This window comes from Marinomonas sp. G8-14 (assembly GCF_055808935.1).
On sequence record NZ_CM147891.1, the window covers coordinates 2,304,840 to 2,318,911 of the forward strand.

Annotated in this window: 12 protein-coding genes; 6 read left to right on the plus strand and 6 right to left on the minus strand. The window is 42.2% G+C overall.

Translation table 11 applies throughout. The annotated features are described in order from the left end of the window. Nucleotides 1–344: 344 nt before the first annotated feature. Entirely contained in the window at nucleotides 345–1,502 is a 1,158-nt protein-coding gene (locus AC0L6V_RS11885; RefSeq protein ID WP_265218502.1) for a GGDEF domain-containing protein, read from the minus strand. A gap of 110 nt (nucleotides 1,503–1,612) precedes the next feature. Between AC0L6V_RS11885 and AC0L6V_RS11890 the strand changes: the two genes are divergently transcribed. The 3 genes from AC0L6V_RS11890 to AC0L6V_RS11900 all read left to right on the plus strand — a co-directional run bounded on the left by AC0L6V_RS11890 (nucleotide 1,613) and on the right by AC0L6V_RS11900 (nucleotide 5,689). Beyond that, entirely contained in the window at nucleotides 1,613–2,584 is a 972-nt protein-coding gene (locus tag AC0L6V_RS11890) for a glutathione S-transferase family protein (RefSeq protein WP_265218501.1), read from the plus strand. Between the two features lie 171 nt (nucleotides 2,585–2,755). Next, nucleotides 2,756–3,625 (plus strand): glucosaminidase domain-containing protein, encoded by an 870-nt coding sequence (locus AC0L6V_RS11895; RefSeq protein WP_418138306.1) that lies wholly within the window; start codon nucleotides 2,756–2,758, stop codon nucleotides 3,623–3,625. Between the two features lie 147 nt (nucleotides 3,626–3,772). Beyond that, a complete protein-coding gene (locus tag AC0L6V_RS11900; RefSeq protein WP_409418577.1) occupies nucleotides 3,773–5,689 on the plus strand; it encodes a beta-ketoacyl synthase in 1,917 nt (638 codons plus the stop codon). A 32-nt stretch (nucleotides 5,690–5,721) separates the two neighbouring features. Here the strand turns inward: AC0L6V_RS11900 and AC0L6V_RS11905 are convergent, their stop codons facing one another. Beyond that, a complete protein-coding gene (locus tag AC0L6V_RS11905; RefSeq protein WP_265218499.1) occupies nucleotides 5,722–6,618 on the minus strand; it encodes a LysR family transcriptional regulator in 897 nt (298 codons plus the stop codon). 140 nt (nucleotides 6,619–6,758) lie between these two features. Here AC0L6V_RS11905 and AC0L6V_RS11910 point away from each other — a divergent pair, with 140 nt between their 5' ends. Both AC0L6V_RS11910 and AC0L6V_RS11915 read left to right on the plus strand, forming a co-directional pair. After that, complete coding sequence (locus AC0L6V_RS11910; protein ID WP_265218498.1) at nucleotides 6,759–7,298, plus strand: YceI family protein; 540 nt, start codon at nucleotides 6,759–6,761, stop codon at nucleotides 7,296–7,298. A 22-nt stretch (nucleotides 7,299–7,320) separates the two neighbouring features. Then, nucleotides 7,321–8,172 (plus strand): hypothetical protein, encoded by an 852-nt coding sequence (locus AC0L6V_RS11915; protein WP_265218497.1) that lies wholly within the window; start codon nucleotides 7,321–7,323, stop codon nucleotides 8,170–8,172. A 184-nt stretch (nucleotides 8,173–8,356) separates the two neighbouring features. Here AC0L6V_RS11915 and AC0L6V_RS11920 read toward each other — a convergent pair whose 3' ends face one another. The 4 genes from AC0L6V_RS11920 to AC0L6V_RS11935 form a co-directional block, all read right to left on the minus strand. Further along, complete coding sequence (locus tag AC0L6V_RS11920; RefSeq protein WP_418138307.1) at nucleotides 8,357–8,599, minus strand: hypothetical protein; 243 nt, start codon at nucleotides 8,597–8,599, stop codon at nucleotides 8,357–8,359. Between the two features lie 40 nt (nucleotides 8,600–8,639). After that, nucleotides 8,640–9,527, minus strand: coding sequence for an SDR family oxidoreductase (locus AC0L6V_RS11925; protein ID WP_265218495.1), 888 nt, complete (start codon nucleotides 9,525–9,527; stop codon nucleotides 8,640–8,642). After that, nucleotides 9,524–10,303: a TatD family hydrolase gene (locus AC0L6V_RS11930; RefSeq protein WP_265218494.1), complete on the minus strand. Its 780-nt coding sequence runs from the start codon at nucleotides 10,301–10,303 to the stop codon at nucleotides 9,524–9,526. Before AC0L6V_RS11930 ends, AC0L6V_RS11925 begins: the two co-directional genes overlap by 4 nt. Before the next feature lie 109 nt (nucleotides 10,304–10,412). Next, nucleotides 10,413–11,969 (minus strand): phosphoenolpyruvate carboxykinase, encoded by a 1,557-nt coding sequence (locus AC0L6V_RS11935; RefSeq protein ID WP_265218493.1) that lies wholly within the window; start codon nucleotides 11,967–11,969, stop codon nucleotides 10,413–10,415. 506 nt (nucleotides 11,970–12,475) lie between these two features. Between AC0L6V_RS11935 and gndA the strand changes: the two genes are divergently transcribed. After that, entirely contained in the window at nucleotides 12,476–13,999 is a 1,524-nt protein-coding gene (gene gndA / locus AC0L6V_RS11940) for an NADP-dependent phosphogluconate dehydrogenase (RefSeq protein WP_265218492.1), read from the plus strand. Nucleotides 14,000–14,072: the final 73 nt, after the last annotated feature.

Here is a 14,072-nt window from a genome sequence, read left to right on the forward strand (position 1 = left end):
GAAAGAATAACATCCTTTAGAATTGACACGAAGCGATAAGAAAAATCAGCATAAAAAAAGGGAGCCGAAGCTCCCCATTTCCCCTCGTAGCAGAGACCGTCATGACTATAGGCATTCGTCACTGGGCTAACTGCTACACCACGTTGGCACTGTAATCGAGGCACAATAAAAATGCGCATCTCAATGTTCTTTAAGATTACTCATGAAAGCAACCTTAAGTGACAGTATGAAGATTAAAGCCACATACAGTCACTTATGAATAAGTAGATTCATTATTAAACAAGTGACATTAGGGCGCAATAGGTGGAATGAAAATAATTGACCGATTGATCAATTATTTTAGGTTACGGTATTTTCCTCGGCAAAGAGGACTTGGAAACACGGTTTCTTCCTTTCTTTTTTGATTGATACAAGGCGTCATCGGCTCGTTTTAGCACCGAATCCGGCGACTCACCTTGGCCCGCAAAAGCAACTCCAAGACTGGCGGTTACATTAACCTCCACATCTTTTTTCTTTTTAGGGTCAAACACTTTAACAAGAGTAGATTCAATATTCTTACGCACCAATTCTAAAACATGTTCAACATTCCCAAGATGTCGACCTCGGAATACAATCGTAAACTCTTCCCCACCATAACGAAATGCGCGACCAGGGCTAGCATGTTGCTTTAATACAGACGCCACACTTTTCAGCACTTTATCACCCATATCATGGCCATAAGTGTCATTAAATGACTTAAAATGATCCACATCAACCATCGCAATGGCGTATTGCTTAGGCAAACCAACAAGTTGCTCATTTAATGCACGCCGACCTGGTAACTTAGTCATATCGTCTAAATACGCCATTCGGTGGCTTTCCATCAGCAAAAACCAAATCCACAACAGAAACTGCGCAGACAATAAAGCATCAAACTGAACACTTGATGAAACAAAGTGGCTAATAATCAGCAGACTGACGATACTTACTAACCCACTGGCCCGAAATACCTCACCACTCAACCACCAAGCCAGACCTATCGCTGACAAACTAACGACCAATACACACCAGAGCAAAATTGTCGACCAACTCACATTGGTGCCAAAAAAAGAACTATCTAAAAAAGCAAAAGATACCCAACTACGTTCTATCGCATAGCACCAGCAAACCAACATAAACACAAACAGAATGCGATTTATCGCAAAACGATTAAAAAAGCCCCTTTCTGGCACAAAACTTAGCAAGGCAATGCAAAAACACGACACCACCAAATACGCTGTCAATGAGGCCTGTTGATCAAAATCCCCGTATAACTTAGGAATCAGCAGTAACAGGATAAGGATCAACACTCGGCCTTTGTTAAAATGCCAAGCAAGAAGAATCGCAACACCGGATAAGATAAACGGCAATAAAGGCAGCAAACTAAACCACAAAGGTGGCAGCAACCCGACATACAAACTAGCATAAATACTTACTAGAAGAATGAAGCAAGGCACTAACAATGAACTTAAACGTTCGGACATAGAGAAATCAAACCCATCGAATCATTCGATTAAATACGACCAATATATTGCCCCGAAAACGATTCGTTTTCATCAATAATAATGTGAATTCTAAATTAAAGGAAAAAACAATGGGATTACTTGTCGACGGAAAATGGGTTGATCAGTGGTACGACACAAAAGCAAACCAAGGTAAATTTGTTCGCAGCGAATCGGCTTTCAGAAATTGGATTCACCCAGAAAATGCGTACAACTCAAATGATACTTGTCATTTTCCTGTTCAAAAGGGACGCTACCACCTGTACATTTCCCTCGCTTGTCCTTGGGCGCACCGTACTTTAGCATTCATCAAACTTAAGCAACTAGAAGAGATTATTAGTATCAGCTGCGTGCACCCAGACATGCTCGAAAATGGCTGGGAGTTTAAGCACGATCATCATTTTGACGACCCAAATGTAACAATGGGCGATCCACTGTATCACTTTGATTTTGCTCATCAGCTCTATACCAAAGCAGATCCTAATTACAGCGGTAGAGTAACTGTTCCAATTTTATGGGACAAAGAGCGCCAAACCATAGTGTCTAACGAATCGGCAGACATTATCCGTATCTTTAACCATGCATTTAATGATATCACTGGGAATACTCTCGATTTTTATCCCACTGAAAAAGCAGCAGAGATAGATGAGATCAACGAACGTATTTACAACACAGTGAACAATGGGGTGTATAAATGCGGCTTTGCTACAACTCAAGACGCTTACGAGGAGGCATTAACACCTCTGTTTGACACGCTGGACTTTTTGGAAATACGTCTTTCAGATCGCCTTTATTTGCTTGGGGATGAACAAACTGAAGCGGATTGGCGACTCTTTACCACACTCATTCGTTTTGATGCGGTCTATTTTGGCCACTTTAAATGCAATATAAAGCGCATTTTAGACTACCCACATCTTAATGCGTATTTGAAACGTCTTTACGAGGTGCCCAATATTGCGAGCACGGTCAATTTACAGCATATCAAACGCCATTATTACTTCAGCCATACAACCATCAATCCTACCCAGCTTGTTCCTGCCGGACCTGCTACACTCTTTAATTGAGAGTTAGAGGACTAAAAAGGGAATTAAGGCAAATTCAAGAAGCCTAAGTTAAAGTCTATTAAAGTGAGTGCTTTTTAAGGATAATACGCTCACTTTTTATTCGCTTTAGCCAGCCATTACAGACATAAGTAGCGCTTGCTAGAAAATATAAATACTTGAGAGTTGTGGCTTATGGAAAAAAGAATACTGTGGACTATCTCCTTTGCACTGATATTTATTCTGTGGATAAAAGCAGGTCCTTTTAAAAGTGATACAGAACGCTACTATAAAGAAGAAAAACCAGAATCAAGCGAGCCACATCAAGACGCGGAAGAAGCAACCTCTAACGAAAAAAGCTACTTTAAATCACACCCCATAGAAACCAGCCGCCCAGACTTTGCAACCATCACAGACATCAGTGAACGTAAGAGCGCATTTTTTGACTACTTATCTCCGTTTGTAAATGAAAAAAACAACCTTATTTTAAAGGACCGTGAACGTTTAACCGATTTGCTCAACAGCAGCAAGAAGTTGTCAAATAAAAACAGAAAGTGGATCTCCTCTCTTCGACAAGATCTTAAACTCAAAAAGCTTGATAGTTATTCAAAAGAAGATCTCAAAGTTCTGCTGAATCGACTCGATATTATTCCTGTTTCCTTAGTATTAGCCCAGGCCGCAAATGAATCCGCTTGGGGTACTTCCCGCTTTGCAACAGAAGGAAATAACTATTTTGGACAATGGTGTTTTCGCAAGGGGTGTGGCCTAGTGCCAGAATCAAGGGACAGCGATGCGGATCATGAAGTTCGCAAGTTTAACGACGCCCGTGAGTCTGTCTTTGCATACATAGACAACCTAAATACAAACGCAGCCTATAAAGAGTTGCGCGCAGCGCACGCCGAATTGCGTGACAACAACGAAGAAATTACAGGCTTAGCTCTAGTGCATGGTTTACAACGTTATTCAGAACGTGGCCAAGCGTATGTTGAAGAAATAGAAGGTTTAATTAATTATAACAAGTTGTGGCGTTTCAATCGCTCCCAACAGACAGCAGAGCCACAATAAATCCTACAAAGCTCTCAGCCTAAACAGGCCTATATGTAATAAAATGCAATTTATTGTTACGAAATTATCATACGCGGGGTGGCTAAGCATCCCCCCTTCATTACAATATCGTAATATTTCACCCACTCATCAAACGAGGAAATTCAATTGGCCCGTTTACCTGTTATTGTTGGCTTTGGCGGAATCAATTCGGCTGGTCGTACCTCATCTCATCAAGCATATCGTCGAATTGTCTTTGATCTTCTGCCAAATTCAATCCAGCAGGATGTGTTATTAGATCTTGCGACCATCACGGAGATGGCGGAGCATAAAAATGGACTTTGGCACACAAAAAGTGGTGAAGCGTTAGACGCTGCTGCACTGATTGATAGTATTGGTGAGTCACTACTAGCACGTACTCTGATTCGTCGCATTCACCCAAGCCTATTCGACGTAGATCATGTGGTGTTACACAAATCGACGGTATTACAAGCCAATCAATCAGAAGAGAAACTAAGTTTTACCATTAAAACAAGATCTCTTCCTAGTGATCGACCGACCAATTGGCAGGTGACTGAAATATCTGACAGTTTGAGTGAAGTCGTCGTCGATGGTAATTTGGAAACCTTTATAAAGGACACCAGACCATTGTCCGTAAAAGCAGCAGGTCAGCTGCCAACAGGCTTTGATCCATCCAGATTATACCAAAGCCGAAACCATCCACGCGGTTTACAAATGACGGTATATGGCGCTTCTGACGCCATCAAAAGCAGTGGGATTGACTGGGAAATCATCCGCAGTAAAGTGGCTCCCGATCAGATGGCCGTCTATGCGGCGAACTCCATTGGTCAAATGGACGACCTTGGATTTGGCGGCATGTTAAAATCAGCCTTAATGGGCAAACGTACCACTTCCAAACATTTACCTCTTGGTTACGCTCAAATGCCAGCTGACTTTGTTAACGCCTACATACTAGGTAGTGTAGGTAATGTAGGGACAGCTATTGGTGCTTGTGCCACCTATTTCTTCAACTTAGAAAAAGCCATTGATGGTATTAAATCGGGCAAGTTCCGCGTTGCTATGGTTGGTGGCAGTGATGCACCTATCACCCCTGAGATTATCGAAGGCTTTAGAACCATGGGAGCGCTGGCGGAAGACACCGCACTCTTGGCTCTGGATCAAATTACCAACCAAGAAGAACCGGACCACACTCGTAGTTGTCGACCATTTGCTCAAAACTGTGGTTTTACGATCGGAGAATCCAGCCAATGGACCCTGTTAATGGACGATGAACTCGCCATTGAACTTGGAGCACAAATATTTGGCGCTATCCCAGCTGTTTTTTCTTATGCTGACGGACATAAAAAGTCCATCTCAGCACCGGGTATTGGCAATTATTTAACCATGAGCAAAGCCATGGCATACTTGCAAAATATCATTGGTAATGATGGTTTAACGCAACGCACCTTTATTCAAGCGCACGGCACAAGTACACCACAAAACCGCATCACAGAATCTCATGTACTTAGTAAAGCGGCAACCAGCTTTGGCGCAACAGGCATACCCGTTGTTGCCATGAAAGCTTTTCTCGGTCACTCCCAAGGAACAGCTGGTGGTGATCAACTTCACCTCTCATTAGGTGTATGGAAAGATGGCATTTTGCCAGGTATTACAACGTCACATGAAATTGCTGATGATGTATATCAGGATGGCTTAAAGTTTCAGCTAAAACACGAAGCTTACGGAAAAGACTATTTTGATGCCGCTTTATTAAACTCAAAAGGATTCGGAGGTAACAACGCAACAGCTGTTTTGTTATCACCCAATCAAGCAATGAAGATGCTAAGTAAACGCTACACTGCAGAACAACTTGATGCTTACCAAACTAAAAAAGCAGATGTTGTTAATGCGGCAGAAGAGTACAACCAAGCGACAATTCGAGGGGAAACCTTACCTATCTATAAGTTTGGCTTCAACGTACTAGGCGGTGAAGAGTTAGAAATTACAGACAAAGAAATTCGTTTACCAGGATACGACATACCGGTCGATCTAAACATAGAAAATGAATTTGGTGATCTAAGCTAAGCGCTTATTAACAGTCGAGTTAACCAACACAACTAGAATTTTGTGTTGGTTAACTCTTGTTGTAAAAAAGCCAACAATAGTCGTGTTTTTCTAGACATTAACTTTCTTTGCGGATAAATAGCGTAAAAGTTAAACTCATAGCCTTTGTAATCTGGCAACAAATTAACCAACTCACCTGACTCAATATATTTTGCCACTAAAAAATCGGGCTGATAAATAACGCCTAATCCTGCCAACGCAAAGCGTGTCAATGCACTGCCATTATTTGCCCTTAACGCACCAGAAACACTTACCGTTCGAGACACACCCTCACCATCTGTCAACGACCAACGATCAGGCATCTGCGCATTATTATAAAGAAGGCATGAATGGTGCTTTAAATCCTCTAAATCTTTCAGCTCGCCTTTTTCCAAGATGTAACTGGGTGAGGCGCAAACATACCCCGTTAAAAGACACAACGGCCGGGCAACAAATTGATCGCCACCAAGATCCCCTCCTCGAATAGCGATATCGACACCAGACTCCGTCATATCGACACGCTTATCGGTAAAGTCAATATCCAACTCAATTTGAGGATACAAACGGCTAAATCGATCCAATAAAGGCACGACATGAGATAAACCAAAGTCCATTGGCACACTTAGCTTTAATAGACCTTTTGGCTTTTGTGTCAACTCACCTATTTCGTTTTCCGCTTCTTCAATAGCATCTAGTATGGTGATGCAATGCTGATAGTACTTATGACCAGCATGAGTAATACTTATATTGCGTGTATTTCGCTGTAGCAGCTTAGTGCCTAACTCTTCCTCAATGAAATTAATATAACGTGTCACCATCGGGCGAGAAATACCCAACGAATCACTGGCCAACTTAAAGCTCTCTGCCTCACAGACTCGACAAAAAACCTTCATTGCTTGCAATTTATCCATTCATTCACCAATTAAACTGAAAGTTCCATCATTATCATTTCTTTTTAGTTAATATTGAATTGTTTTTTGGTTGGATTATTTATTAATAAAAACACTTTAGACTAATACCATCTTTCAAACTAGACACAAGGAAAATCAGAATGAAATTACTCACTATCAGTGCACTTGCTCTTGCATCAAGCATGACGATGGCAGCCGATTATAAAATCGACCCAGCTCACTCTGCCGTTACTTTCGAAGTTGGCCACTTGGGTGTAAGCACTACTGTAGGACGCTTTAACAGCTTTGAGGGCGATTTCTCTTATTCTGACGATGGTAAATCTGGCAGCGCTAACTTTACTATCAACACAGATAGCATTGACACCAACCATGAAGCTCGCGACAAACATCTTCGCAGCCCAGACTTCCTTAACGTCAAACAATTCCCAACACTCACATTCAAAAGTACATCCTTTGATGGCGAAACGTTAACTGGCGAACTAACCCTTCATGGCGTAACCAAAACCGTTAGCTTTGATGTAGATAAGATTGGTGAAGGCAGCGATCCATGGGGTGGTTATCGTGCAGGTTTTGAAGCGAGTGCTGAAATCAACCGCAGCGATTTTGGCATCACTTACTTTATTCCTGGTGTTTCTGATAAAACAGAAATCGATGTTTATGTAGAAGGCATCCGCCAGTAATTAGCTAAGGAAGCAGACAAACATGTACCAAGAAGCCAGCAATACAAACCTCCTGATGTTATTACATACGGCGGTTTACCCTTTTATCGCCGCACTCATAATCAGTCTTGTCGCTGGTAAATTGTTACGTGCATCATCTTACCTTGGTTATCTCGGTGGATTCGTAGTAGGACTCAGCCTGATTCATTCAGGCCTGAGTTTTCCTCCGAATCAAGCGCTTGATTATTACGCAGTAACCATACTCATTGGCATAATATTATTACTTTGCCTCAGTCTAATAAAAACCCCAGCCATTACGAACAGCGCTCTTTTTCTTCTGTCTGGACTATCGTTTTTCTTTTTACTAAATCCTGTGCTAAAGCATACAGGCTTTATGATGAGCTTAAGTTGGGCAGTAATCTCCTCGCTGATCGTCATGTGTTATTACCTTATTTCCCACAAAACACAAAAACCATATCAAAATGAAACACGCAGTTTACATAACCATCTTCTACCTATCGGCTTAATGATTGTGGCTGGATGTGCTGCTCCAGTGGTGTCCATTGGAGGTAGTTTGCTGATTGGGCAATTACTAGGAGCGTTCGCTGCAGCAATGTTGGCTTATGTTATTGTCGGTTATTTAACAAAACACGCTCAAAACAACGCCTTTGTTCCAGCGCTTTTAATATTAGGCGGGTTGATTACGCAAAGTCATGTCCTTGCCGATATTCCTTTAGAGGTTATGCTAATGCTAAGTGCCAGCCTATTCGTCACACCACTGGTTCTGTTATTTACAAACAAAATCAGTCACATTATGGCCAGTCAAGTTGTCATTAGCGGCATAATCAGCGCATTTAGCTTATGGCTGATTTGGCCGGAAAGCAGTCTATATTAGTTTATCGATCTCTAGTTTTTAAATATTGATCGAGAAGAGCGCCATAGTGGCAATATGATTGCCGCTATGACGCTATTAACAGCACCATAAGACAATAAATACAACACCTCAGATTCATCTAAGTGAAGCTGCATACTTATAAAAAAATGATTCGGCAGCACGATAAATAACCACATACCTATTACTAAAAAAACCGACCACTCCCTGAAACCCCCTTGACCCTTGCAAGTACCCAAGCGGTAAAAAATAGGCAAGTAAAACATGAAGACACAAACAGCAAGATCATCCCAATAGAAGGCTGTGTGGATACATCCTCCCATACAGGTCGACCTAAGAATTTAACAGGCGTTGAAGCATACCAAACCACGCCGGCAAGCACTTGCAGAATAAAAGCCAACACAACTGCTTTATAATTTATTTTGTACACGTCATCCCCTATGATTCCGTTTGCTTAAATGGATAAACAACTAACTTTGACTGCCAGCCTGGTATAATTCTTTGACTAAATTGCGTAACTTTGATCGCCATGGGCGCTGCTTTATACCAAAATGATTAAATATTTTTCGACAAGACAATGATTGTCGTTTCATCACCACCATGTCCTGTACTTCTGGGAATGCATCACTGATCGCTTCCACTTCCACTTGCGCTTTTGGATCAAACTGGCTCGATGTCGCAACAATAGCCTCGACTAAGCCCACCCAACTGATCTCCTCAGCACAGCAATAGTGGTATACACCTTTATTTTTCGCACCATAGTGACCTTGCTTCACCACAGATAAAATGACTCGAACCAAGTCGGACACGGGCGTTGGACTGCCGATCAAATCATCTTTATAAGCAAGATTAACGCCATCTTGAATAAGTCCAAGGGTTCTGCAAACGAAGTCATCCCCTTTTCCGCTAAACAACCACCCAGTGCGTAGTACAATGTTCTCAGGATGACTCAAAACAATTTTCTCGGCTTCAATTAGCGCTAAGGCGTAAGGGTCTGAGCTGTCTGGCACATCGACTTCAGAGTAAGGAACATCCTTGTTGCCCGAAAACACTCGCGCGCTACTAATCATTATCAATGACGCTCTACCCTGCTCACTTAAATAGCGTAATGTAGATTGAAATTTTGTATAATCACTTTGCAGCGCATGACGAAGACTTAACGCATCGATGACAACATCAAACGTCATAGCATCTAATTCCGCCCTCCTTGTTACATCCAGCAACAATGACTCTTCTGGACATAACCATTCAAACTCATTTTTGCCTGCAGAAAGCGATAATAAAGATAATCCCACCTCAGTATTACTGCCTAATAGTAGAATACGAATAGGGGCATTAATATCTTGTATGTTATTCAAAGTAAGTCCTCACGCCACTTAGGAAAAACCCTAAGTAGATTATCATATGTCTGAGCTGTAATCTGTTCGATGCTCTCATCTCTTATTATTGCAGCACTCTGTGCAATCAAAGGAATCGAAAGAGGTGTATTTGCTTGTCCCTGAAACCCCTGAATCGGCATATCAGGCGAATCAGTTTCAAGAATAAAATCTCGACCATCCAATGAGGCCAATACCCTATGCGCCTTTTTAGCTCTTGGATAGGTAATAGTACCGCCAATTCCCAACACAAAACCCAATCCTAAAAAACGCTTAGCCTGTTCAAGGCTACCATTAAAAGCGTGAACTACTCCGCCTTCTTTAAATTCAGCATCACGCAAGCATTTAAACACTAGATCATAACTTTTCCTAGCGTGCAAAATAACTGGTAATTTCAATAATTTAGCAACATGTAACTGGCGAGAGAAAAAATCCATCTGAGTGCTCATATCAACCGCATTAGGCCAACAATCTAAGCCTATCTCACCCACAGCTACCACCTTACTTTTTTCACACTGCTCACCAAGTAAATCTATCTGACTTAACAAAGCCTCTTTCAAAAAATAAGGGTGCAACCCGTAAGCTGCACGCCATGATGGATAAGACTCAATCAGAGACTCTAATTTTGACCAGCTTGCATAGGTTGTTGCTGGAACCAAAAAACCCGCCACGCCTTGTTCAAGACAGCGCAACATTAATACATCGCGAGACGCATCAAATACATCAAAATCAAAGTGACAATGGCTATCAATCAACATACACAAAAGATTACATGAATTCAGAAGGCAAGTGCTAAATTATAAAGCAATCAGACATAAAAAAGCCGCGCATTTAGCGCGGCTTTTTAAAATATAACGGGAAAGCACTTTAAAGAGAGGGACCCGCCTTCACAATAGACTCAGAGACTGAATCAAACTTTTTGAAGTTTTCAACAAATTGAGAAATTAGATGCTTAGCTTGCGCCTCATAAGCCGCCTGATCCGACCATGTTTTACGTGGATTTAACAAAATACTATCCACACCTGGCACTTGAGTTGGCACATCAAGATTGACATCCGCCAGATGCTCTGTTTCTGCATCAACCAAAACACCGGACTGAATCGCAGCAATCACTGCACGGGTCGTTGGAATGCTAAAGCGTTTGCCACCTTTACCATGTGCGCCACCGGTCCAACCAGTATTGACTAGGTAAACCTTACTACCAAACTCCTCAATACGCTTAATCAAAAGATCCGCATATACGTCGGCAGAACGTGGGAAGAAAGGCGCTCCAAAACAAGTGGAGAAAGTTGACTTAATGCCTGTACCAGCCCCCATTTCAGTGGAACCAACCAGTGCGGTGTAACCACTCAAAAAGTGGTAGGCAGCCGCCTCTTTCGTCAAAATAGAAACAGGAGGTAAAACACCAGTTAAGTCACACGTTAAAAAGATAATGGCATTAGGTTCACCAGCACGATTGTCGGCAGCACGTTTCTCAATGTGCTCACGTGGGTAGCCAGCACGACCATTTTGAGTCAAAGAAGTATCTGCATAATCCGCCACACGAGTTTTAGGATCTAGCACCACGTTTTCAACGATAGTACCAAATTTAATCGCATCCCAAATAATTGGCTCATTTTTTTGTGAAAGATCGATGGTTTTGGCGTAGCAACCGCCTTCAATATTGAACACCGTATCTTTGCCCCAACCGTGTTCATCATCGCCGATTAGAAAGCGCTCTGGATCAGCAGACAAGGTCGTTTTCCCCGTTCCAGATAAACCAAAGAACAAAGTAACATCATCTTCAGTACCGACGTTAGCCGCACAATGCATTGGCAATACATCATAAGCTGGCAACAGGTAGTTTTGCACAGAGAACATGGCTTTTTTCATTTCACCAGCATAACGCATACCGGCAATCAGCACTTTGCGCTCAGCAAAGTTCAAAATCACACAACCATCAGAATTCGTGCCATCACGTTCCGGCTCACAAACAAAGTTTGGCGCATTCAAAATTTGCCATTCACCCTTGCCTGATGGGTTATAAATATCGGGGCGAATAAATAGATTACGCCCAAACAGCTGATGCCAAGCGGTCTCAGTACGCATAATAACTGGTAGATAATATTCATCCCCCGCACCGACATGAATATTCGACACAAATGACTCTTTTCCATCCAAGTAAGCAGCCACCCTGTCCCACAAAGGAGCGAACTTCACCTCTGGGAAGGGTCGGTTAACAGGCCCCCAATGAATACTATCTTTGCTGGACGCCTCTTCTACGATAAAACGATCCATAGGAGAACGACCAGTACGAGCGCCTGTTTCAACAACAAGCGCGCCATTATCGGCAAGCACACCTTCGCCATTCTGCAAGGCTTTTTCAACCAACTGCGGCGTCGTTAGATTTGTGTGAATAGTTATTACGTCTGATGCGGAGTTCATGTTGCTAGATCCTCTGAACTATAAAGATTGTCTGGTCATATTTATTATTATGCGAAAGTTTTTTACTGTGATAAGGATAGTAACAAAACAATCTAAAAAAATATTGTTATAACAATATGTTATTTTATTACCATTTTGAAATTTTCAAAAAACTCATAACCAAATGATAAATAAGGATTTTTATAAAAATTTCGTATTAAAATAGCATCAACCTATCCTTAAGCCCCTCATACAGCCTAATATTTTTGTAGTTTTCTTTCTTTTTTGTTGCCTTCCTACTTAACAGGAAAGTTCTTACCAATCATCAACGTTGTAAAAAAGTCCTTAAATAAGAAGCGGATTAGGAATAAAAGGCCACCCAAAATGTAAGGTTTCTATTAAAAAACATCAAAAAAACACAATTATTTGAATTTTTCTTACCTCTAATATGTCCTGAATACGACTGCTTCGTGGTAAGATTATTTCTTCAATTCCCCTCCAATTGTCCAAAAGGTTGATCAATATTTATGTTAAAAACAAATCAGAACTGCAATATTGGGTTTGTCGGCCTGGGTGTCATGGGTAAAAACTTGGCCTTAAATTTAGCTGACCATGGCTACCGAGTTGCAGGCTTTGATCTTGACACGCATAAAATACAAGACGTTTTAGACACCGAAGCGGCTGAACGCCCTGAATCTTCCAAAGAAGCCCGAATCATTGGCTGTACCAGCATGGAAGACATGCTGTCAAACCTAGTCAAACCTCGTGTGATTGTGGTTTTAGTTCCGGCAGGAAAACCAGTTGATATTGTTTGCCAAAGCCTAATTGATGCAGGACTAGAAGCGGATGATATCGTTGTAGACTGCGGAAACAGTCAATGGACAGACACCATTCGTCGTGAATCAGAGTACAAAGAAAAATTTAAATTCTTTGGCACGGCCGTATCAGGCGGTGAAGTGGGTGCTCGCTTTGGCCCATCATTAATGCCAGGCGGTGACGCTGACTCTTGGAAATACCTACAACCTATGTGGGAAGCCGTTGCAGCCAAAGTCGATGAAAATGGCAAGCCAATTGAAAGCAACACACCAGGCAAGCCTGTGACCGAAGGCGAACCATGTACCGCTTACTTAGGACCAAATGGCGCTGGCCACTACGTTAAAATGGTTCACAATGGCATTGAATATGCTGACATGCAGCTTATTTGTGAAGCTTATCACTTGCTACGTTCTTTACTTGGTTACGAGCCAGAAGAAATTGGCAAGTTATTTGAAAAATGGAATAAGGGTGTATTGAACAGCTACCTTGTTGAAATAAGCGCCGATATTCTACAGCAATATGACCATAAAACAGGCGCCCCCCTTGTTGACATGATTCTCGACAGTGCTGGGCAAAAAGGCACTGGCCGTTGGACATCGATCAGCGCAACTCAAATGGGCGTTCCAGCTGGCATTATCAGTGAATCCGTTTATGCCCGAGCACTGAGTACCTTAACCAGTGAACGCGAACATGCAGCCGGCATATTAACCGCCGATGTAGAAAGCGGCGACATTGTCGCGGAAGAGGTGGAAAAAGCGATTGAAGAAGCCCTATATTGCGCAAAAATTTGCGCTTACGCACAAGGTTTCCAAATCATGCGCGCGGCTCAAAAAGAATACGACTGGACGCTCAATTTCAGTGATATCGCCAAAATCTGGCGCGGTGGCTGCATTATTCGAGCCTCTTTCCTACAGAAAATTGCCGACGCATTTGATCACAATCATGAGCTTGAAAACCTGCTACTAAGCGATTACTTCGCCGACGCTATGGCTAAGAAACAGTCTGGTCTGCGTAAAGCGGTTGTCCTTGCGGCGCAATCTGGTGTTCCAACCCCCTCTTTCTTCTCGGCATTGGCTTATTTTGATGGCTACCGCTCAGAGGTGCTACCGGCTAATTTATTGCAAGCACAGCGCGATTACTTTGGCGCCCATACTTATGAGCGAGTAGACGCAGAACCAGGTCAAAAATTCCACACGTACTGGCAAGAAAAAGGTCGTCCGGAACGCAAAGCGTAAGGCTATTTTCCGATTAAAAAACGCTGACTTAGCAATAAGTCAGCGTTTTTTTTATGTAACTTAAAAAGTTGGC